Annotated in this window: 16 protein-coding genes; 4 read left to right on the forward strand and 12 right to left on the reverse strand. The window is 71.2% G+C overall.

The window, feature by feature from the left end; translation table 11 throughout:
• The first annotated feature begins 209 nt into the window (after positions 1 to 209).
• Complete coding sequence (locus ACFC1X_RS40030; RefSeq protein ID WP_376364467.1) at positions 210 to 857, forward strand: DUF6518 family protein; 648 nt, start codon at positions 210 to 212, stop codon at positions 855 to 857.
• A 19-nt stretch (positions 858 to 876) separates the two neighbouring features.
• On the opposite strand, the gene ACFC1X_RS40035 is transcribed toward ACFC1X_RS40030, so the two are convergent.
• The 5 genes from ACFC1X_RS40035 to ACFC1X_RS40055 all read right to left on the reverse strand — a co-directional run bounded on the left by ACFC1X_RS40035 (position 877) and on the right by ACFC1X_RS40055 (position 7,557).
• Positions 877 to 1,716, reverse strand: a complete 840-nt coding sequence (locus tag ACFC1X_RS40035) for a carbohydrate ABC transporter permease (RefSeq protein ID WP_376364470.1) — start codon at positions 1,714 to 1,716, stop codon at positions 877 to 879.
• Between the two features lie 10 nt (positions 1,717 to 1,726).
• Entirely contained in the window at positions 1,727 to 3,091 is a 1,365-nt protein-coding gene (locus ACFC1X_RS40040; RefSeq protein WP_376364473.1) for an ABC transporter permease subunit, read from the reverse strand.
• 6 nt (positions 3,092 to 3,097) lie between these two features.
• A complete protein-coding gene (locus ACFC1X_RS40045) occupies positions 3,098 to 4,426 on the reverse strand; it encodes an ABC transporter substrate-binding protein (RefSeq protein ID WP_376364476.1) in 1,329 nt (442 codons plus the stop codon).
• 36 nt (positions 4,427 to 4,462) lie between these two features.
• Positions 4,463 to 6,085, reverse strand: a complete 1,623-nt coding sequence (locus tag ACFC1X_RS40050) for a glycoside hydrolase family 13 protein (protein WP_376364479.1) — start codon at positions 6,083 to 6,085, stop codon at positions 4,463 to 4,465.
• Positions 6,086 to 6,285: 200 nt separating this feature from the next.
• A complete protein-coding gene (locus ACFC1X_RS40055) occupies positions 6,286 to 7,557 on the reverse strand; it encodes an ABC transporter substrate-binding protein (protein WP_376364481.1) in 1,272 nt (423 codons plus the stop codon).
• Positions 7,558 to 7,667: 110 nt separating this feature from the next.
• Here ACFC1X_RS40055 and ACFC1X_RS40060 point away from each other — a divergent pair, with 110 nt between their 5' ends.
• From ACFC1X_RS40060 to ACFC1X_RS40070, 3 genes are read left to right on the forward strand one after another with little or no spacing between them, the layout of a single operon-like run.
• Positions 7,668 to 8,183: a PadR family transcriptional regulator gene (locus ACFC1X_RS40060; protein WP_122614869.1), complete on the forward strand. Its 516-nt coding sequence runs from the start codon at positions 7,668 to 7,670 to the stop codon at positions 8,181 to 8,183.
• Between the two features lie 20 nt (positions 8,184 to 8,203).
• Complete coding sequence (locus ACFC1X_RS40065; RefSeq protein ID WP_376364517.1) at positions 8,204 to 8,959, forward strand: ABC transporter ATP-binding protein; 756 nt, start codon at positions 8,204 to 8,206, stop codon at positions 8,957 to 8,959.
• 51 nt (positions 8,960 to 9,010) lie between these two features.
• Positions 9,011 to 11,344 carry an FtsX-like permease family protein gene (locus tag ACFC1X_RS40070; RefSeq protein WP_376364484.1) on the forward strand — a complete coding sequence of 778 codons (2,334 nt, stop codon included), beginning with the start codon at positions 9,011 to 9,013 and terminating at the stop codon, positions 11,342 to 11,344.
• A 25-nt stretch (positions 11,345 to 11,369) separates the two neighbouring features.
• On the opposite strand, the gene pgi is transcribed toward ACFC1X_RS40070, so the two are convergent.
• From pgi to ACFC1X_RS40105, 7 genes are all read right to left on the reverse strand, one after another.
• Positions 11,370 to 13,061 carry a glucose-6-phosphate isomerase gene (gene pgi, locus ACFC1X_RS40075; protein ID WP_376364487.1) on the reverse strand — a complete coding sequence of 564 codons (1,692 nt, stop codon included), beginning with the start codon at positions 13,059 to 13,061 and terminating at the stop codon, positions 11,370 to 11,372.
• Positions 13,062 to 13,165: 104 nt separating this feature from the next.
• Complete coding sequence (locus ACFC1X_RS40080) at positions 13,166 to 13,501, reverse strand: RNA polymerase-binding protein RbpA (protein ID WP_003976875.1); 336 nt, start codon at positions 13,499 to 13,501, stop codon at positions 13,166 to 13,168.
• A 199-nt stretch (positions 13,502 to 13,700) separates the two neighbouring features.
• The gene (gene secG / locus ACFC1X_RS40085; protein WP_030866729.1) at positions 13,701 to 13,931 is read right to left on the reverse strand and encodes a preprotein translocase subunit SecG; all 231 of its coding nucleotides are present in this window, start codon (positions 13,929 to 13,931) and stop codon (positions 13,701 to 13,703) included.
• Between the two features lie 131 nt (positions 13,932 to 14,062).
• A complete protein-coding gene (gene tpiA / locus ACFC1X_RS40090) occupies positions 14,063 to 14,818 on the reverse strand; it encodes a triose-phosphate isomerase (protein WP_361361630.1) in 756 nt (251 codons plus the stop codon).
• Between the two features lie 39 nt (positions 14,819 to 14,857).
• A complete protein-coding gene (locus ACFC1X_RS40095) occupies positions 14,858 to 16,069 on the reverse strand; it encodes a phosphoglycerate kinase (protein WP_376364491.1) in 1,212 nt (403 codons plus the stop codon).
• Positions 16,070 to 16,208: 139 nt separating this feature from the next.
• Positions 16,209 to 17,219, reverse strand: coding sequence for a type I glyceraldehyde-3-phosphate dehydrogenase (gene gap, locus ACFC1X_RS40100; RefSeq protein WP_376364494.1), 1,011 nt, complete (start codon positions 17,217 to 17,219; stop codon positions 16,209 to 16,211).
• Between the two features lie 226 nt (positions 17,220 to 17,445).
• Entirely contained in the window at positions 17,446 to 20,400 is a 2,955-nt protein-coding gene (locus tag ACFC1X_RS40105) for a M14 family zinc carboxypeptidase (protein WP_376364497.1), read from the reverse strand.
• Positions 20,401 to 20,519: the final 119 nt, after the last annotated feature.

The following is a 20,519-nucleotide window of genomic DNA, read 5'->3' on the forward strand; positions in this document are numbered from 1 at the left end:
CGATGCCCGGCCTTTCAAGTGGACCAAGACCGCCGACCAGATCCTCGACCGCATCTGCCGCTACTGCTCACGCATCTCCGAACCAGATCACTAGCCGGGCACCGTCCGACGCCCCCGACCGTGAGCGCCCTCGCTCGCACGGTCGGGGGCGTCGTCTTGCCACCCCCCGGTATGCACTGCGCGTATACACGGCACGTATAGTGCGGCTCATGTCTTCCCCCACCCTTGCTCGTCGTACGTCCGCCCCCACGACCTCGGGCGTCGCCGTCCTCGCCGGTGTCGGCGCGGCCGGCCTCGCGCTGGGAGTGCTGACGAACCTGCTCCAGGGCTGGCTGCCCTGGCCGTGGAGCCAGCTGGCGAACTCCGGCGGCGTGTGGTCGGTGGTGGCCTTCGCCGCCGGGGCCTTGCTCGTCGTCCGCTCCGGCGCGCGCCTGCGCCTCGCCGTGGCCGGGGCGCTCGCCGAGGGCGGGCTGGTGGTCGGGTACTACGGCTACGCCGAGTTCGGGCGTGACGGCATGGGCAGTCTCGTCTTCCCGCTGGTGTGGCTGGGCATGGCCTGCGTGGCGGGCCCCCTGTTCGCCCTGGCGGGGGCGTGGTGGCGGCGCGGTGACCGGCCCTGGCAGCGGGTGGCCGGGCTGGGCGCCCTCGGTGGCCTGTTCGGCAGCGAGGCGCTGCAGGCCTGGCTGTCCAACGACTACCGGGGCCAGGCACTCGCCTGCGCCGCCGTGGCCGTGGCGGCTCCCCTGCTCATGACCCGCACGATGCGGGCACGGTGGCTGAGCCTGGCCGCGGCGGCGATCGCGTCACCCGTGGCCTACGGGTTGATCTACCTCCCGCTCGACACCGTCTCCGCCTGAGCGGGTCACCACCCCACCCTCACTTCACCGACCCCGCCATGACGCCCTGCACGAAGTGCCGCTGGAACGCGAAGAACACGACCACCGGCACGACGAGCGACAGGAACGCTCCCGGCGCCAGCACATCGATGTTGCTCCCGAACTGCCGGATCTGCGACTGGAGTTCCACGGTCAGCGGCTGCGCCGAGCTGTCCGCGAACAGCAGCGCCACCAGCATGTCGTTCCACACCCACAGGAACTGGAAGATGGCGAGGCTGGCGATGGCCGGCCGCCCCACCGGCAGCACCAGACGGATGAAGATCCGCCACTCGGTGCCGCCGTCCATGCGGGCGGCCTCCAGCATCTCCTTGGGCATCTCGGCGAAGTAGTTCCGCAGCAGGAACACCGCGAACGGCAGCCCGTACGCCACGTGGAACAGCACCACGCCCGGGATGGTCCCGAACAGCCCCAGCTGCCCGAAGAGCTTGGCGACCGGCAGCAGCCCGATCTGCACGGGCACCACCAGCAGCGCCACGACGATCAGGAAGATCGCCTCCCGCCCCGGGAAGTCCAGCCACGCGAAGGCGTACCCGGCGAGCGCCCCGACGACCACGACGAGCACCGTCGTCGGCACGGAGATCAGCACCGTGTTCCAGAAGGCCTGGGTGATGCCCGAGTTGCCCAGCAGCGCCGAGTAGTTGTCGAGGGACAGCTGCCCGGGACTGGCCAGCGCCGTCCACCAGCCGCCCTTCGCCGTCTCCTCGGCCGACCGGAGAGACGAGAGGAAGAGCCCGGCCAGCGGCGTCATCCAGACCAGGCCGACGAGTACCAGGAAGGCCTGGACGACCCCGTTGCCCAGGTAGCGCCGGACGGCGTTCATCGCTGACTCCTCATCGCTGACTCCTCTTGAAACGGCGGACGTTGAAGACCATGGCCGGGACGACGAGCAGCAGGAGCAGCACGCCCAGCGCGCTGCCGAGCCCCTGGTTGTTGCCGCCGCCGAACGACACCAGCCACATCTGCGTCGCGAGCACCGTCGCGTCCTCCTGCACGGGACCGGGCGCGATGATGTAGACGAGGTCGAAGACCTTCATCACGTTGATGACGAGGGTGATGAAGACGACCGAGAGCACCGGCGCCAGCAGGGGCACGGTGATCCGCCGGAAGATCTGCCACTCGTTCGCGCCGTCCATCCGCGCCGCCTCCAGCGCGTCGCGCGGCAGCGACGACAGGCCGGCGCCGATCAGCACCATCGCGAACCCGGTCCAGATCCACAGGTACGCCCCGATGATCGCGGGCGTGACCAGCGCGGGCCCGAGCCAGGAGACGCCCTCGTAGGGCGGGGCGAAGTTCGAGGCGGGCAGCTCGACGGCGTACGAGCCGTCGGCCAGCGACTCGAAGCGGAAGGAGCCGTCGGACGCGGTGGTCGCGGTGGCGACCGTACGTCCGTCGCGCACGGCCTCGACCGTCATGCCGGGCAGCCCGCTCTCGCGCCGGTCCACCCTGCCCTGCTCCCCTCCCCCGCCGGGCGTGAAGTCCAGGTAGACGACACCGCTCACCTCACCGGACGCCGCCTCGCGCCCGGCCGCGCCGTACGCGGGCCGCGTGCCGGACGGCAGGTCGTCGGGCAGCACCCCGACGAGGCCGAGCGCCACCGTGTCACCGGGGGACACGCCGGCACTCGTCCGGTACGCGCCGTCCGCCGCCTTCACCAGGCCGCCGTCCTGTCCCTCGCGCGCCCGCGCGGTCGGGTAGGAGGCGGTGTCGGCGAAGGCGTCGTGGACACCGGTCACGGCGGCGTTGAGGACGCCCTTGTCCGGGTCGTGGTCGTAGGCGAGCCGGAAGATGATGCCGGCGGCGAGGAAGGACACCGCCATCGGCATGAAGAGCAGCAGCTTGAAGGCGGTGGCCCAGCGCACCTTCTCGACCAGGACGGCGAGGATCAGGCCGAGGCCGGTCAGCAGCGTGGGTGCGATCACGACCCAGATCGCCGTGTTGCGGATGGCCTTGAGGGTGGCCGGGTCGCGGAACATCTCGGTGTAGTTCTCGCCGCCCACGAAGCGCGTCCCCGAGGCGTCGAAGAAGCTGCGGCCGACGGAGAACAGCACGGGGTAGACGACGAGCGCGCCGAGCAGGAGCAGCGCGGGGAGGACGAAGAGCAGGGCGACGGCCGCCCGGCGTCGCCGGGGGCGCCGCAGCGGCGCCGGTCCGGGGGCGGCGGGCGGGCTCGCCTCTTTCACCAGGGTCGAGGTCATGACCGGTCAGCCCTTGTAGGCCTTGGCCGCCGCGGCCTCCAGCTGCGCGGCGGTCGCCTTCGGGTCGGACGGGTCGCGCAGGAAGTCCTGGAGGATCTTCCACTCGCCCGTGCCCTTGGTGCCGCCGAAGGCCGCCGGTGCCTGGTCGGACATGTCGAAGCGGACCGAGTCCCCGGCGCCCACCAGGGACTTGGCGGTGGCCCTGCTGACGTCGTCGCCGTAGGAGGCGAGGTCGAGCTTCTTGTTCGGGGAGAGGAAGCCGCCCGCCTCGGCCCAGACGGCCGCGGCCTCCGGCGTCGCGAGGTACTCCAGGAGCGCCGTTCCGGCCTTGGAGTTCTTGCCGTCCTTGAGGACGACGGCCGCGTCACCGCCGCTGACCACCGGCGCCTCCCCGCCGGCGACCGCGGGGAACGGGAAGAAGTCGGCGTCCTTGCCGATCTCCTTGCCGAACTGGTCCTTGGCCACCCCGGCGACGAAGTCGCCCTCGTAGACCATGCCGGCCTCGGGCTTCGGGCCGAAGACCTTCTCCACGGAGCCCGGGAAGTCGGTGTTCAGGGCGCCCTTCTGGCCGCCCTCGATGAGCTGCTTGTCCTTGAAGAGCTTGCCGAGGGTGGTGAGCGCCTCGACCACGCTGGCGTCGGTCCACTTCAGTTCGTGGGCGGCCAGGGCGTCGTACTTCTCCGGGCCTGCCTGGGAGAGGTAGACGTTCTCGAACCAGTCGGTCAGCGTCCAGCCGTCCTGCCCGGCGACCGAGAAGGCGGCGAGCCCGGAGTCGGAGACGGTCTGCCCGGCCTTCAGCATCTCGTCGTAGGTCTTCGGCGGCTCGACCCCGGCCTGGGCGAGGGCGTCGGGGCTGTACCAGACGGTCGACTTGTGGGCGGCCTTGAAGTAGAGGCCGTAGAGGGTGCCGTCGACGCTTCCGTACGACTTCCAGACGTTCGCGAAGTTGCTGTCCACGGACTGCTGGGCCGTCTTGGACAGCGGCTTCAGCCAGCCCTTCGCGGCGAACTGCTGGAGCACGCCGACCTGCGGGACCATCACGACGTCGGGGGCGTTGCCGCCCTCGATCTTGCTGCCGACGACGGTGGAGACGTTGTCGCCGGTGGAGACGAACGAGGTCTTGGCGCCGGTCTTCTCGGTGAAGGCGTCCAGCACCTTCTGGAAGTTCTCCTGTTCGGTGCCGGACCAGACACCGGCGACGGTGACGGACTGGCCGCTGAGCGCCTTGTCGCCGCCGCCGGCCGAGACCGGTCCGCCGCCTCCGCAGGCGGTCGCGCCGAGGGCGAGTACGAGGGCGGTGCAGCCGGTGAGCAGGGTGGAGCGTCGTCGCATCATCGTTGATGTCCCTTCGAAGGGTGGGGCGGAGCGAGGTCAGAGGTCGGCGATCCACCAGGCGGCGGTGGAGCCGGGCAGGGAGCCGGCCGGGCAGGGGCCGCTGCTGAGCAGCGGAGTGCCGGGGACCGGCGCGGGCGTGGGGGCGGTGCCGAAGTTGACGGCACAGACCAGTCCGTCGCCGCGGACGAACGCGAGGACGCCGGGCGGGGTGTCCAGCCAGCGCAGGGTGCCCTCCCCCAACTGGGGCAGGTCGCCCCGGAGCTGGAGGCCGTCGCGGTAGAGGTGCCAGAAGGAGCGGGTGTCGGCGAGGGCGCGGTCGGTGGCGTACTCGGCGAAGTACTCCGGCTGCGGCAGCCAGGGCTTGGCGCTCCCGTCACCCGAGGTGAAGCCGAACGGGGACGCCTGTCCCGACCAGGGCAGCGGCACCCGGCAGCCGTCGCGGACGCGGGCCCGGCTGCCGGTGCGGTGGAAGATCGGGTCGGTCAGCACGTCGTCGGGCAGGTCGACGACCTCGGGCAGGCCCAGTTCCTCGCCCTGGTAGATGTACGCGGCCCCGGGCAGCGCCAGCATCAGCAGGGCGGCGGCGCGGGCGCGGGCGGTACCGAGTCCGCTGCCGTCGGTGGCGGGTTCGCCGTAGCGGGTGACGGTGCGGACCTGGTCGTGGTTGTTGAGGACCCAGGTGACCGTGGAGCCGGTCCCGGCGATGTCCTGCATGGCCTCGGAGATGACCTTGCGGAACGCGTCGGGGTCCCAGGGGGCGCCGAGCAGGTCGAAGAAGAAGGCCTGGTGGAGTTCGTCGGGGCGGACGTAGCGAGCGTGTTCGCGGGCCGACGGGACGGACACCTCGCCGACGAGGAGGCGTTCGCGGCCGTCGCGGTCGGCGTACTCCTCGCACACCGCGCGCCACTGGCGCCACACGTCGTGCACCTCGGGCTGGTTCCAGGCGAGCGGGTTGACCGAGTCGCGGGTGCGGGCGTCGGCCTCCGGGTCCGGGGAGTCCGGCAGGTCCGGGTGCTTGTAGAGGCCGGCGGCGACGTCGATGCGGAAGCCGTCGACCCCCCGGTCCAGCCAGAAGCGGAGTATGCGGTCGAACTCGGCGGCGACCTCGGGGGTGCGCCAGTTCCAGTCCGGCTGCTCGGGCGTGAACATGTGCAGGTACCACTGGCCGGGACGGCCGTCGCGCTCCGTCACGCGGGTCCAGGCCGGGCCGCCGAACATGGCGTGCCAGTTGTTGGGCGGCTCGTCGCCGTCCGGGCCGCGGCCGTCGGCGAAGTGGAAGCGGGCGCGGGCCGGGCTGCCGGGCTCGGCGGCGAGGGCCTCGCGGAACCACGGGTGCTCGCTGGAGCAGTGGTTGGGGACGATGTCCAGCAGCACCCGGACGCCGAGGCGCCGGGCCGCGGCGACCAGCGCGTCGAACTCGTCGAGGTCTCCGAAGAGCGGGTCGACGCCCCGGTAGTCGGCGACGTCGTAGCCGTGGTCGTGCTGCGGCGACGGGTAGAAGGGGCTCAGCCAGATCCCGTCCACGCCGAGCTTGCGCAGATAGGGCAGTCCGGCCCGGACGCCGGCGAGATCACCGACCCCGTCGCCGGTGCTGTCGAGAAAGCTGCGGACGTAGACCTGGTAGATCACCGCGTCACGCCACCAGTGGTGCCTGTTCACCCCATAGACCCGTCTGTCGAGAGCCGCTGCCGTTGTGCATGCATGTTAGGTAGCGGTGTCGCGAGGGTGTCAACGAAAGAAACAGAAGCTACTGGCTGGTTGGGCAGGCATATCAGGACTTAGTGGCACACCGAGAGCACAGATGAGATGTCGGCGTTACCTAACACGTAACTAGAAAGCCCGGCGAAACCCAGCGAAGCTCAGCGGTGGGAGATCGCGGCCAGTTCGCGCGCCAGCCGGCGCACCGCCGCCTCGGGCGTCTGCCGCCCGGTCATCGCGTCGTGCACGACCGCCTGCACGGCCAGGCTGACCTGGTCGTAGCGCGGGCTCTTGGGTCGCGGGGCGGCGGCGAGCACGCTCTCGCGCAGGGTGGGCAGATACGGGAACGCCTCGACGAGCCGGGGGTCCTCGTAGAGGTCGGCCCGTACGGGCGGCAGCGCGCCGCGTGTGAGGACCTGGCGCTGGACGCGCTCGCTGGTCAGGTACGCGATGAGGCGCGCGGCCGAGTCGGGGTGCCGGGCGTGGGTGCCGACGGCGAGGTTGGAGCCGCCCAGGACGCTCGCTCCGGGGCCGTCGGGGCCGGGCAGCGGCACCGCGCCGACCTTTCCGGCGATCTTCGAGTCCTCGGCGGAGGCGCCCACGTAGGCGTAGGGCCAGTTGCGCAGGAAGAGCAGGCGGCCGTCCTGGAAGGCCTGCTTGGACTCCTCCTCCTTGTAGGTCAGCGCGTCCCTGGGTATCCAGCCCTCGCGCACCCCGCGGGCCAGGAACCCGATGCCCTCGCGGGCCGCCGCCGAGTCCACGGTGACGCGTTCGCCCTCGTCGCCGAGGATGCTGCCGCCGGCCGAGTAGACGGCCTCGGCCGCGTTGACGGTGAGGCCCTCGTAGGGCAGGAACTGCCCCGCGTAGCCGTCGAGCCCGTGCTTCGGGGCGATGGTCTCGGCGTACCGTTCCAGCTCGGCCCAGGTGCGCGGCGGCGGGACGCCCTCCGCCGCGAGGACGTCCTTGCGGTAGAGGAGGAGGCCGGCGTTGGTGACGTACGGGACGGCGTACAGCCGCCCGTCGTAGGTCGCCGTGTCGACGACCGGCGGCAGGAAGGTGCCGAGCGGGAAGCGGTCGCGGGGCAGCGGGCGTATCCAGCCCGCGGCGGCGAACTCGGAGGTCCAGTTGACGTCGATGTTGAGGACGTCGAAGCGGTGCCGGTCGCCGTCGCGCAGGTCGGTGGCCATCTGCGCGCGGGTCTCGTCGGCGGAGTCGGGCAGTTCGACGAGGGTGACCTTCTCGTCGGGATGGTCGCGGTTCCAGCCCTCCAGCAGCGGGCCGAGGTAACCGGTGAGGTCACCGGCGGTGGCCAGGGTGAGCGGCCCGCGCCCGCTCCCGGCCCCCACGTCGGCGCGGGCGCCCGAGGCGACGTAGCCGGTCAGGAGCACCACGAGGACGAGAAGGCCCCTACCGGCGGCGTGGATCCACCGCATAGGTTCCTCCCTGTACACCCTCGTACACCGGTCAGGGGCCATGTATACCTGTTAGGTATGCGCGATACTAGGGCCTGGAGCACATGTGACCAGAAGGGAAGGACGGCTGAGTGCGCCTGCACCTTCTGGCCCTTCTGGCCCGCGGACCGGCCCACGGCTACGAGCTGAAGCAGGACCTTGAGCAACTGCTGGGCTCCGCGTACCCTCAGCCGAACGTCGGCCAGATATACGTCACCCTCGGCCGCCTCGAGAAGACGGGACTGATCGAGGGCGAGGACATCGAGCAGTCGAGCCGGCCCAACAAGAAGGTCTACCACCTCACCGACGCCGGGCGCGACGAGCTGCGGGCCTGGTACGAGGAGACGGCGGACGAGCCGCGGGTGCGGGACGAGTTCTTCATGAAGCTCGCCCTGGCTCCGCAGACGGGGCTCGCCGACCAGGTCGCCCTCATCAACAAGCAGCGGCGGCAGTACCTGAACACGATGCGGCAGCTGTCGAAGCTGGCTGCCGCCGAAGACCGCGACAACCGCGTCGCCCACCTCCTCATCGAGGGCGCGATGCTGCACCTGCAGGCCGACCTCGACTGGCTGGAACGGTGTCAGGAAGAGCTGGAGGAGCTGGAGTGAGCGCTGGGGTCGGCTCCGGTGTGAGCCAGGACGAGGCTCCCGTGCTGCGCGCCGAGGGCCTGGTCAAGACGCATCACGGCGAGGGCGCCCCGGCGCACGCCGTGCGCGGGGTCGGCCTGTCCGTGCGGCGGGGCGAGTTCGTGGCGATCACCGGTCCGTCCGGCGCCGGGAAGTCGACGCTGCTGCATCTGCTCGGCGGGCTCCAGCGGCCGGACGCCGGGAGCCTCTGGCTGGACGGCGCGTGCACGGACCGGTACAGCGAGGCGCGCTGGGCGGTCGAGCGCAGGAAGCGCATCGGGATCGTCTTCCAGTTCTTCAACCTGGTCTCCGACCTGTCCGTCGCCGACAACGTCGAGCTGCCCGCCCTGCTCGCCGGGCTGCCGCCGAAGCGGGCGCGCGCCGAGCGGGAGGAGCTGCTCGCCGAGCTGGGCCTGGCGGGCAAGGAGCGCAGCATGCCCGGTGAGCTGTCCGGCGGCGAGCAGCAGCGGGTGGCGCTCGCCCGGGCGCTGGTCAACCATCCGCCGCTGCTGCTGGCCGACGAGCCCGCGGGCAGCCTGGACAGCAAGGGCACCCGCGAGGTGATGCGGCTGCTGACCCGCTTCCACCAGCGCGGTCAGACGATCCTCCTGGTCACCCACGACGCCCGGCTCGCGAGCGCCGCGGACCGGGTGATCAGCTTCTTCGACGGGCGCATAGCCGACGACGCCGAACTGGACGTCGGTACGCCCCCGCGCCGCCGGTCCGGCACGTCCGCCGTGCTGGAACTGAAGGACTGACATGCGGGCGTACGACCACCGCGCGCACCGCGCACCGGAGCGCTGAGGCCGGTGCGAGCCACTCTGCGCCGGGCCCACTCCGATCTGCGCGCGCACCGGGGCGAGGCGCTGTTCCTCGTCCTCGCCACCGCGGGCATCGTCGCCTCGCTGCTGCTGGCCACGGCCCTGTTCGGGTACGCGACGAACCCGTGGCAGCGCGTCTTCACGCAGGCCCGCGGCGCCCACGTCTGGCTGCACACCGACGCCGGCGCGGACACCCGCGAGCTGGCCGGTCTGGACGGCGTCCGGACCGTCGCCGGCCCCTACCCCACCGCCTCCGCGACCGTCGCCGTGCGCGGCACCCGCGCCTCCGTCGAGCTGCGCGGCACCGCCGAGGAACCCGACGTGGGGCGCCCGCTGCTCACCGCGGGGCGCTGGCTCGACCCCGCCGATCCCGACGGGGTGGTCCTGGAGAGCCGTCTGGCCCGCGCGCTGCTGGCCCAGCCCGGCGACAGCCTCACCCTGCCGGGTACGCCCCGGACCCTGACGGTGCTCGGCATCGCCGACAGCCCCGAGCGCCGCTACCGGCCGGGCGAGCAGCCGGGCCTGGTGTGGGCGCCGCCGGCCGGGGTGGCCGACCCGGGCGGCCAGGTGATCGGGCTGCGGCTGACCGACCCCGGGGACACGGACTACGTCGTGCAGCGCGCGGTGACCGTGCTGGGCGCCGGGGCGATCGGGCAGGTCTCCACCTGGCAGCAGGCCCGCGCGGAGGCGCAGGGCGACAACCGGCTGCTGGGCCAGGTCCTCGGCCTGTTCGGGCTGGGCGCGCTGCTCGCCGCGGGGCTCGCGGTGCACGGGGCGATCGGCACCCGGATCCGGGGTCATCTGCGGGACATCTCCGTGCTGAAGGCGATCGGCTTCACCCCGGGCCAGGTCGTCCGGGTCTTCCTGCTCCAGCACCTCGCCTACGCCCTGCTCGGGGCGGTGGCCGCCGCCGCGCTCACCCAGGCCCTCGGCAGCCATGTCCCCGGGCGGCTCGGGGACGCGGTCGGCGTGTGGCAGGGGCTGCCCGGACACACCGTCGCCCTGTTCGCCGTACCGGCGGGCGCGGTCCTTTTCATCGGCGCCACCACCGGACTGGCGGCCTGGCGCGCGGGCCGGGTGCCACCGGTTCCGGTGCCCCGCCCGGCGGCGGCGCGGGGCGGCGGGCTGTCGGGCGCGGCGCGGCGGGCCCTGGGGCTGCGCGGACTCCGGGTGCGCGGTGTGCGGGGGCGTGAGGGTCCGCTCGACATCCGCGTGCCGCCCGCGCTCGTCCTCGGCTGGCACAAGGCGTTCACCCGCCGTCCCCGTTCGCTCGCCACGGTCGCCCGCCTCACCCTGCCGCTGCTGCTGATCGTGGTGGCGATGAGCGCGTGGACCACGATCGACCGCTTCCACAGCGAGCCGGAGCAGATCGGGCTGCCGACCGCCCTCACCGTCCGCGCCGACGCCGGACTCGGCGACCGCGGCACCCGTGCCCTGCTGGAGCGCGACCCGGAGGTCTCCGCCGCCTACCCGGGCGTCGAGGTGGCCGCCCTGGTGCCGGGCCAGACCGCGACCATCGCGCTGCGCGGACTCGGCACCCGCGAGGACCCCTACCCGTACGCCCTGGCCGACGGCCGCCGCGCGCAGGGTCCGGACGAGGCGGTGGCCGGGCAGGGGCTGCTCGACCTGCTGGAGGTGGAGGTCGGCGACTGGGTGCGGATGACCGTCGGCGACCAGCCGCAGATCCTGCACATCGTGGGCCGCAGCATCGAGCCGGAGAACGCCGGCCGGGTCATCTCCACCTCCCTGGACACCCTCAGGGAGAACGACCCGCGGTTGAACCCGACCTTCTACCAGGTGCGCCTGCACCCCGGCGCCGACCCGGACGGGGTCGCCGGGCGGCTCGCCGAGGCCGGAGCGGGCCGGCTCGACGTGCACGCCGCGGCGAACCCCGCCGACGGGCTCTCCCCGCTGCGCGGGGTCGTCCTCGGGCTGATCGCCGTGCTCGCCCTGATCGGGCTGATCGAACTGCTCACCGCGATCGGCGGTACCGTCCGCGAGAGCGAACGGGACCTGCTCGCCCTCAAGGCGATCGGCCTCTCCCCGCGCCAGATCACCGGCATCACCGTCGCGGCCACCGGGTACACCGCGCTGGCGGCCGTGCTCCTCGCCACCGCCCTCGGGCTGCCGCTGGCGCACTGGCTGATCGACGCCCAGGGTGCCTCCAGCGGCATCGGCGCGGGGATCGCCCGGTCCCCCTCCCCCGCGTTCCTGGCGCTCCTCGGCACGTCGGCCGTGCTCGGTGCCGCCGCCCTGGCCGCCGTACCGTCGGCCCGGGCGGCCCGCAGACGCCTGGCGGACACGTTGAGCGCGGTGGCCTGACCGGGTCGGGCCACCCGCACCGTGCTCACCGCCGGCCGCGCAGCTCCCGGTAGGCGGCGACCAGCGCCTTCGTGGAGGCGTCCAGACCGGGCACCTCCGCCCCTTCCGTGAGCGCCGGTTCGACCCGCTTGGCCAGCACCTTGCCCAGTTCGACTCCCCACTGGTCGAAGGAGTCGACCCCCCAGACCGCGCCCTGCACGAACACCTTGTGCTCGTAGAGGGCGATCAGCTGCCCTAGCACCGACGGGGTCAGCTCCCGCGCGAGGATCGTGGTCGTCGGACGGTCGCCCCGGAACGTCTTGTGCGGGACCAGCTCCTCCGGCACTCCCTCGGCGCGCACCTCGTCCGCCGTCCTGCCGAAGGCGAGGGCCTGGGTCTGGGCGAAGAAGTTGGCCATCAGCAGGTCGTGCTGGTCCTTGAGTCCGTCGCTCAGCTCGGCCACCGGCTCGGCGAAGCCGATGAAGTCCGCCGGGATCAGCTTGGTGCCCTGGTGGATCAGCTGGTAGTAGGCGTGCTGCCCGTTGGTGCCGGGCGTGCCCCAGACCACCGGCCCGGTCTGCCACTCGACCTCGCGGCCCTCGCGGTCGACGGACTTGCCGTTGGACTCCATGTCGAGCTGCTGGAGATAGGCGGTGAACTTCGACAGGTAGTGGCTGTACGGCAGCACCGCGTGCGACTGCGCGTCGTGGAAGTTGCCGTACCAGACGCCCAGCAGGCCCATCAGCAAGGGCACGTTGGACTCGGCGGGCGCGTTACGGAAGTGCTCGTCGACGATGCGGAAGCCGTCGAGCATCTCCCGGAAGCGGTCCGGGCCGATGGCGATCATCAGGGACAGCCCGATCGCCGAGTCGTAGGAGTAGCGGCCGCCGACCCAGTCCCAGAACTCGAACATGTTGGCCGTGTCGATGCCGAAGCCGGCGACCTTCTCCGCGTTCGTCGACAGCGCCACGAAGTGCTTCGCGACCGCCTTCTCTCCCCCACTCTCGACTTCGCTCGAGCGGGAGGTGCCCCCATCGTCGAACGCGTCCAGCAGCCAGGAGCGCGCCGAGGTCGCGTTCGTGATCGTCTCGATCGTGGTGAACGTCTTGGACGCCACGATGAACAGCGTCTCCGCCGGGTCCAGGTCCCGCACCGCCTCGTGCAGGTCGGCGCCGTCCACATTGGACACGAACCGGAAGGTCAGCGAGCGGTCGGTGAAGGCGCGCAGCGCCTCGTACGCCATCGCCGGACCGAGGTCGGAGCCGCCGATGCCGATGTTGACGACGTTGCGGATGCGCCGACCGGTGTGACCGGTCCACTCGCCGGAACGGACCCGGTCCGCGAAGTCGGCCATCCGGTCCAGGACGGCGTGCACCTTGGGCACGACGTCCTCGCCGTCCACCTCGATCACCGCGTCCCGCGGGGCGCGCAGCGCGGTGTGCAGGACCGCCCGGTCCTCGGTGATGTTGATCCGCTCGCCGCGGAACATGGCGTCGCGCAGCCCGAAGACACCGGTGGCGGCGGCCAGTTGGCGCAGCAGTCGGAGCGTCTCGTCGGTGACCAGGTGCTTCGAGTGGTCGACGTACAGGTCTCCCACCCGCAGCGGCCAGTCCGTGCCACGCTCCGGGTCCGCGGCGAACAGCTCGCGCAGCCGCACGTCACCGAGCTGCTCGCGATGGGTCGCCAGCGCGGTCCACTCGGGCGTCTGGTCGAGCCTGGTACGGCCGTCTGCGTTCATGTCGGTCTTCAGCCTTCTTCCTCAGGTGTCCCAGCTGTCCCGGCTGTTCCAACCTAATTGATCAGAGGTGAAGGCGACCGACGGAGACGGAACTCCGGCAGTTCCTAGATCTCGCCCCGCAGTTTCGCGAGCGCCTCGGCGAGGATCGCCTCGCCGTCCGCGTCGCTGCGGCGTTCGCGCACGTACGCCAGGTGCGTCTTGTAGGGCTCGGTGCGCGGCGGGTCCGGTGGGTTGTCCCGGTCCTGTCCGGCGGGGAAGCCGCAGCGCGGGCAGTCCCAGGTCTCGGGGACCTGGGCGTCGCTCGCGAAGCTCGGCTGTGTCTCGTGTCCGTTGGAGCACCAGAAGGAGATGCGCAGACGCGGCGCGGACTCGCCACGCTCGGCCTCGCCCATCGGCCCCGCCCCGACCCGGCTTCCCCGGATCGCGTTGCCACTTGCCACGGTCGTAACTCCCTGCGTGATGGTGCCGCAAAGCGAGTCGGCGTTCGCTTCGCTGCGAGCGCCTCAGTCTACGTAAGGCCCAACGCGCGTCCAGTGATTGGAGTTACAAGCTCCAGCGCACAGACGCAAGCCCCATGATAGGCGGCGCGGTGAAGCGCGTACCGGACATGGGGCTTTACGTGTACAAGTGCGTGAGGTGTCAGTTGTTGGCCTTCATGAGCAGGCCGAGCACCATGATGCACGCGAACCACGCCAGACCGACCACCACGGTGATCCGGTCGAGGTTGCGCTCGGCGACGGAGGATCCGCCGACGGACGACTGCATGCCGCCACCGAACATGTCGGAGAGGCCGCCGCCCTTCCCCTTGTGCATCAGCACCAGCAGCATCAGCAGCAGGCTGAAGACGATCAGGGCGATCGAGAACCCCATAACCACGGCTGGACCAACTTCCTCGGCTTCGGATGAACGGCGGGGGCAGGGTGACAGCAGGCCACCATGCCCCCGCAAGGGTACGACGTATCGCCGCTACCGCATACTCACTGATCGACCTACTGATCGACCTACTGGTCGCGGAAGCGGACGATCTTGACGAACTCGTCCGAGTCCAGCGAGGCACCGCCGACCAGGGCGCCGTCGATGTCGGCCTGCGCCATGATCTCGGCGACGTTGCCGGACTTGACCGAGCCGCCGTACTGGATGCGGACCTTGTCGGCCAGCTCCTGCGTGTACAGCTCGGCGAGCTTGCCGCGGATGGCCGCGCAGACCTCCTGGGCGTCGTCGGCGCCGCAGACCTTGCCGGTGCCGATGGCCCAGACGGGCTCGTAGGCGATCACGATCGACTCGGCCTGCTCGGCCGGGAGGTCCTTGAGACCGCCCTCGACCTGGGCGAGGGTGTGGGCGACGTGGTTGCCCGCCTCGCGGACCTCCAGCTCCTCGCCGACGCACATGATCGGGGTCAGGCCGTGCTTGTAGGCCGCCTTGACCTTGGCGTTGACCTGCTCGTCGGTCTCGGCGTGGTACTGCCGGCGCTCGGAGTGGCCGATCGCCACGTAGGTGCAGCGCAGCTTGGCCAGCATCGCGCCGGAGATCTCGCCGGTGTAGGCGCCGCCGTCGTGGGCGGAGATGTCCTGGGCGCCGTACTTGACCTTGAGCTTGTCGTGCTCGACCAGGGTCTGCACGGAGCGCAGGTCGGTGAAGGGCACGAGGACGGCGACCTCGACGGCGTCGTAGTCCTTGTCCGCGAGGGCGAAGGCGAGCTTCTGGACGTGGGCGATGGCCTCGAGGTGGTTGAGGTTCATCTTCCAGTTGCCCGCCATCAGCGGCGTGCGTCCGGACGGATTGGATGCCATTGCGGGTCAGTCCTCCAGTGCGGCGAGGCCGGGGAGCGTCTTGCCCTCGAGGTATTCGAGGGAGGCGCCGCCGCCGGTCGAGATGTGGCCGAACGCATTCTCGTCGAAACCGAGCGTCCGCACGGCCGCGGCGGAGTCGCCGCCGCCGACCACGGTGAAGCCCGGGGCGTCGAGAAGCGCCTGGGCGACCGTCTTGGTGCCCTCGGCGTAGTCGGGGTGCTCGAAGACGCCCATGGGCCCGTTCCAGAAGACGGTGGCGGCGTCGGCGAGCTTGGACGCGTACAGCTTGCGGGACTCGGGGCCGATGTCCAGCCCCATCCGGTCCGCCGGGACGGCGTCCGCGGCGACCGTGTCGGGGTGGGTCGGCGCCTTCGCCTTGAGGTCGGGGAACTCGGGCGCGACCACGACGTCGACGGGGAGGACCAGCTCGACGCCGGTCTTCTCCGCGCGCTCGATGTACTCCTTGACGGCCGGGATCTGGTCCTCCTGGAGGAGGGAGACGCCGACCTCGTAGCCCTTGGCCTTGAGGAAGGTGTAGGCCATGCCGCCGCCGATGAGGAGCCGGTCGGCCTTGCCGAGCAGCTCGTCGATGACGGCGAGCTTGTCCGAGACCTTGGCGCCGCCGAGGGCGACCACGTACGGGCGCTTGACGTCGTCGGTGAGCTTCTTCAGGACGCCGACCTCGGTGGCGATCAGGTAGCCGGCGTAGTGCGGCAGCCGCTTGGGGAGGTCGAAGACCGAGGCGTGCTTGCGGTGCACGGCGCCGAAGCCGTCGCCCACGTAGACGTCCGCGAGGCCGGCCAGCCGGTCGGCGAAGGCGGCGCGCTCGGCGTCGTCCTTGCTGGTCTCACCGGCGTTGAAGCGCAGGTTCTCCAGCACCGCGACGCCGCCGTCTGCGAGGCCGGACACAGCGGCCTCGGCGGAGGGGCCGACGGTGTCCTCGGCGAAGGCGACGTCGGCGCCGAGCAGTTCACCGAGGCGGGCGGCGGCCGGGGCCAGCGAGTAGACGGGGTCCGGGGCGCCCTTGGGGCGGCCCAGGTGCGAGGCGACGATCACGCGCGCGCCCGCGTCCGCCAGTGCCTTGACGGTGGGCACCACGGCGCGGATGCGGCCGTCGTCGGTGATGGTGGTGCCGTCCAGCGGCACGTTGAGGTCGGCGCGGACGAATACGCGCTTGCCCGCGACGCCTTCGGAGAGCAGTTCGTCGATCGTCTTCAAGAGGGCTCCTGGGTTCTCGGATCGCTCGTGATCCTACGAGGGCCGGTCACCGCGGACGCGACGCAGGGCCCGGACGGCGCGACGTTGCGCTGCCCGAGCCCTGCTACCGCATGCGAGGTGCCTGCTGAGTCTGAGTCGCTCAGAGCTGCTCGCCGACGAAGACCGTGAGGTCGACGAGGCGGTTCGAGTAGCCCCACTCGTTGTCGTACCAGCCGAGGATCTTCACCGACTTGCCCTCCTGGACCATGGTCAGGGAGGAGTCGAAGGTGCAGGAGGCCGGGTCGCCGACGATGTCCGAGGAGACGATCTCGTCCTCGGTGTAGAACAGGACGCCCTTGAGGTCGCCGTCGTCGGCGGCCTTCTTGAACGCGGCGTTGACCTCGTCCTTGGTGACCTCGCGCTGGAGCTCCACGACCAGGTCGGTGGCCGAACCGGTGGGGACCGGGACGCGCATCGCGATGCCGTCGAGCTTGCCCTTGAGCTGCGGCAGGACCAGCGCGGTGGCCTTGGCGGCACCCGTGGTGGTCGGGATGATGTTCTCCGCGGCGGCGCGGGCGCGGCGCAGGTCCTTGTGCGGGAAGTCCAGGATGCGCTGGTCGTTCGTGTACGCGTGGACCGTCGTCATCAGGCCCTTGACGATGCCGAAGTTCTCGTCGAGGACCTTGGCCATCGGCGCCACACAGTTGGTGGTGCAGGAGGCGTTGGAGATGACGTGGTGGTTCGCCGGGTCGTACTTGTCCTGGTTCACGCCCATCACGATGGTGATGTCCTCGTCCTTGGCCGGAGCCGAGATGAGGACCTTCTTGGCGCCGCCGGCGATGTGCTTCTCGGCGTCGGCCTTCTTGGTGAAGATGCCGGTCGACTCGATCACGATGTCGACGCCCAGCTCACCCCACGGGATGTCGGCCGGGTTGCGCTCGGAGAGGACCTTGATGGTCTTGCCGTCGACGGTGATGGTGTCCTCGGTGTGCGTGACCTCCTGCTTGAGGCGGCCGAGGATGGTGTCGTACTTCAGCAGGTGGGCGGTGGTCGCGGTGTCACCCAGGTCGTTGACAGCCACGATCTCGATGTCTGCACCCTGCTCCAGCAGCGCGCGGAAGTAGTTACGACCGATGCGGCCAAAGCCGTTGATGCCTACGCGGATCGTCACGAACCGATCTCCTCGTTGGTACGCCGGCCCGATGTGCCGGCGAGCTGTATTTGGGATGTCCCCGACCAACCCCGACCCTACCTCTCCGAGGCTTGCGGGGTGACATCGAGACGCCCCATACCCGGCACGGCGGTCCGTACCCGCCAGTAGGGGTACGGACCGCCGCGCGGTACGGGGACCGATCACCCGATTTCGTTACACCGTCCGGTCCCCGCCGGGCCCGGATTCACTCGTCCAGGGCACGCAGCGCCTGCCGGACCAGGGCCGCCCGGGCGGCCGGCTCGGTCAGGTGCTCCAGGCCGAAGCCCAGCAGCACGGTGTCGTCCGTGGTGACCGCGCCGTACGTCTGGAACAGGGTCCCGGTGCGGGCCCAGTCCTTCAGGACGGCGGGGCTGCCCGCGGGCGGTCCGGAGACCTGCCAGGCACCCAGCGAGGTCTCGAAGCCCTCGGTGCCGGTGGCCGTGGAACCGACGACCAGCGAGGCCTCGTCGGCGAGGACGCCGCGGCCGCCGCTGCCGGGGTCGGTGACGTAGGCGATCGACACGTCCACGGACTTCCCGGCGTAGGCGCTCAGGTCGAACTCGACCTGCCGCCAGCCCCCGGAGGCGCCGGTGAGGCTGTTCCACTGCCCGGTGGTGCCGGTCGCGGTGCAGCCGTCGTCGGACAGGGTGAGGTAGTGCTCCAGCCAGGGGTGCTCGCCGATGTAGAAGCCGGCCCCGCACTCCGCGGGCACGGCCGTGCCGGTGGCGCCGCCGGTCTCGGGGAGCGTGGTCCAGTCGTCGGCGCCGGTGGTGTGCGCCTCGACCAGGGCGTGGTCGTAGCCGCGTTCGGTGTCCCACAGCAGCTGGGTGCGGAGCGTGGGGCGGTCGGCGGCGGTGACACCGGTGAGGTCGATGGTGCGGGTGAGGCGCTTGTAGGCGTCGTCGGTGTGGACGGCGGCCGCCATCCAGGCGCCCGCGTAGGGCCCGTACGGGTTGACCGTCCCGGCGAACTTTCCGGCGCCCTCGCTCGCGAACTGCGGGTAGGTGTCGACGGGCAGCTCGTCCGAGGTGACGCTGTAGGTTCCGGCGGCGTCCAGCGGGTTGCCGGGCGCGGCCCCGAGCGCGCCGGTGGGTCCGTCGAGCCGGCCGGTGCCGGTGAACCCGGTGGCGCCGGTGGTCGAGGTGCGGGTGTAGGCGCCCAGGTAGTACTGGCTGAAGTCGTCGGAGAGGGTGCCGCCGCCGAGGTCGACGTCGCCGCCCGCCTGCTCGCCGGCCTCGATCAGCCGCCCGCCCTCGTTGAGGAAGGCGCGCAGCTGGAGCTGGGTGGCGTTGCCGGGCACCGCGGCGCCCGTGTAGTGGACGACGGTGTCGAAGTGGCCGAGGACGCCGAGCGCGTCGGGCGCGCCCTGCGTGGCGACGTCCCAGACGGCGGCCCGCTTGCCGCTCGCCTTCAGGGCGTCGACGTAGGTCCGGGTCTGGGTGGCCTTCGCGCCTTCCTCGGCGACGACGAGGACGTCCGCGCGGGGCCGCTCCGCGACCGTGTACGTGAAGTGCTCGCTCGCGGTGCGCCTGCCGCTCTTGGTCTCGCCGGTGAACCAGACCTCGACCCGGTCGCCGCGTTCGCCATGCCGGACCTTGGCGCGGTACTCGTCGAAGTAGAGGTTGTCCTCACCGCCGTACGTCTCGCCGCCCCGCCAGGGCCTCAGCCGCACGTCGTGGGTGCGTCCGCCGTTGACGCGGTACTTCAGTTCCTTGTCCCGCACGGACTTGCGGGCGACGACGGAGACCTCCTGGTCGGCGCCGCGCGCGTAGGACGTGGTGAAGGCGTCCGGGGTGAAGTCGGCGGCGTCCAGGCCGACCGAGGAGGAGGGCCGGTCCGGGTGGGCGGCGCTCTCGGCGACGGAGAGCGCGAAGGGGATGTTCTTCGCGAACTCCCGCTGGATCAGCTTCTCGTCGTCGGGGAAGTTGAAGCCCGACTGGCAGTCGGCCGCGTTCCACTCGTCGTCGGGGTCCTGCTCGGAGACCGTCTGGCAGGTCGACATCTCCGGGGTGAACATCGCCGTGCCGTTGACGTTGGCGGCGTGTCCGTCCGCCTCGCCGTTGGTGGTGTACAGCTCCGAGGAGACCTGCGGGTGGTAGCCGGGGATCGCGGAGTTCTCGGGCGTGCCGGCCAGCGCCTTGTAGAGGACGTCGTCCGGGGTGTCGGTGGCCACCTGCCAGCCGACGCCGTAGAGGAGCAGCTCGGCGGCGGAGTGGTAGTTGATGCCGTACGTGAAGCCGATCCGCTTCTGGAAGCGGTCCAGGGCCTTGGTCTCGGGCTCGGAGTTCGGGCCGGCGCCCCGGTAGGTCTGGCTGGTGGGGTTGGGGGACGAGCCCTCGTCGTCGTAGCCCCACTTGTAGGCGAAGTTGCGGTTGAGGTCGACGCCGTCGCCGGTGCCGATGGCGCCGTCGCCGTTGTTGTCGCGCAGGTTCTTGCGCCACAGGCGGTTGTCGGTGTTCTCGAACGTGTGGTCGTAGCCGTCCGGGTTGGCCGACAGCAGGAACCACAGCTCGGTGGAGTCGACCAGCTTCCTGATCCGCCGGTCCTCGTCGTACTTGTCGAGGTAGTGGTGCATCAGCCGCCGGGTCATCTCCGGGGTGATCCACTCGCGCGCGTGCTGGTTGGACATGTAGAGGACGGAGGGCTTGGAGCCGTCCTTGGACTTCTTCGCGTTCTTGGTGAGCTTGAGCGCGAGGATGTCCTGGCCGTTGACCGTCCTGCCGATGGAGACGACCTTGGTGAGGCGGGGGTTCTGCCGGGCGGTCCGCAGGATCTCCTCGCGGAGGCCGCCGCTGCCGCTGTACGGGCGGAAGACGCCGTCGGCGGCGTCCTCCACGCGTTTCTCGGCCCGGCTGGAAAGGGAGTGCTCGGTGAGGTCGACGCCCTGTTTCTCCAGCTTGTCGGCCTGCTGGTCGGTGAGGTAGACCTCCACGGTGGCGGTGCCCCGGTCGGGGACCCGCTCGGTGAGTTCGTGGCCGTCCTGTCCGGCGGCCAGCAGCAGGGGTACCTGCTCCTGGGTGACGTCGGCACGGAAGACCTTCACCTCGTCCGCGTCCGGGGTCACCGGGCTCGCGGGTTGTGCCTGGGCGACGGGTGCGAAGCCCGCTCCGCCGATCAGGAGCGCGCCGACGGCGAGGATCGATCTCGCTCTTCGTCTCATGAACCCCCCTAGATGGGGCCTGTCTGACAGGCCTGGTTCCGCCACAGTGGCGAACAGATGCCAGGCTCATGACAGCCGATGATCGAGTCAAGAGCGCGGAAGAGACACGCCAAAGCCGG

The sequence above is a fragment of the Streptomyces sp. NPDC056128 genome (assembly GCF_042263835.1).
Lineage (GTDB): Bacteria > Actinomycetota > Actinomycetes > Streptomycetales > Streptomycetaceae > Streptomyces.

Bases quoted from the DNA above. Each gene is read 5' to 3' on its own strand.
- ACFC1X_RS40035 (WP_376364470.1), bottom strand. From the start codon at position 1,716: ATGAACGCCGTCCGGCGCTACCTGGGCAACGGGGTCGTCCAGGCCTTC.
- ACFC1X_RS40030 (WP_376364467.1), top strand. From the start codon at position 210: ATGTCTTCCCCCACCCTTGCTCGTCGTACGTCCGCCCCCACGACCTCG.
- ACFC1X_RS40055 (WP_376364481.1), bottom strand. From the start codon at position 7,557: ATGCGGTGGATCCACGCCGCCGGTAGGGGCCTTCTCGTCCTCGTGGTG.
- ACFC1X_RS40040 (WP_376364473.1), bottom strand. From the start codon at position 3,091: ATGACCTCGACCCTGGTGAAAGAGGCGAGCCCGCCCGCCGCCCCCGGA.
- ACFC1X_RS40045 (WP_376364476.1), bottom strand. From the start codon at position 4,426: ATGATGCGACGACGCTCCACCCTGCTCACCGGCTGCACCGCCCTCGTA.
- ACFC1X_RS40105 (WP_376364497.1), bottom strand. From the start codon at position 20,400: ATGAGACGAAGAGCGAGATCGATCCTCGCCGTCGGCGCGCTCCTGATC.
- tpiA (WP_361361630.1), bottom strand. From the start codon at position 14,818: ATGGCGGGCAACTGGAAGATGAACCTCAACCACCTCGAGGCCATCGCC.
- secG (WP_030866729.1), bottom strand. From the start codon at position 13,931: ATGGGGTTCTCGATCGCCCTGATCGTCTTCAGCCTGCTGCTGATGCTG.
- pgi (WP_376364487.1), bottom strand. From the start codon at position 13,061: ATGAACGCAGACGGCCGTACCAGGCTCGACCAGACGCCCGAGTGGACC.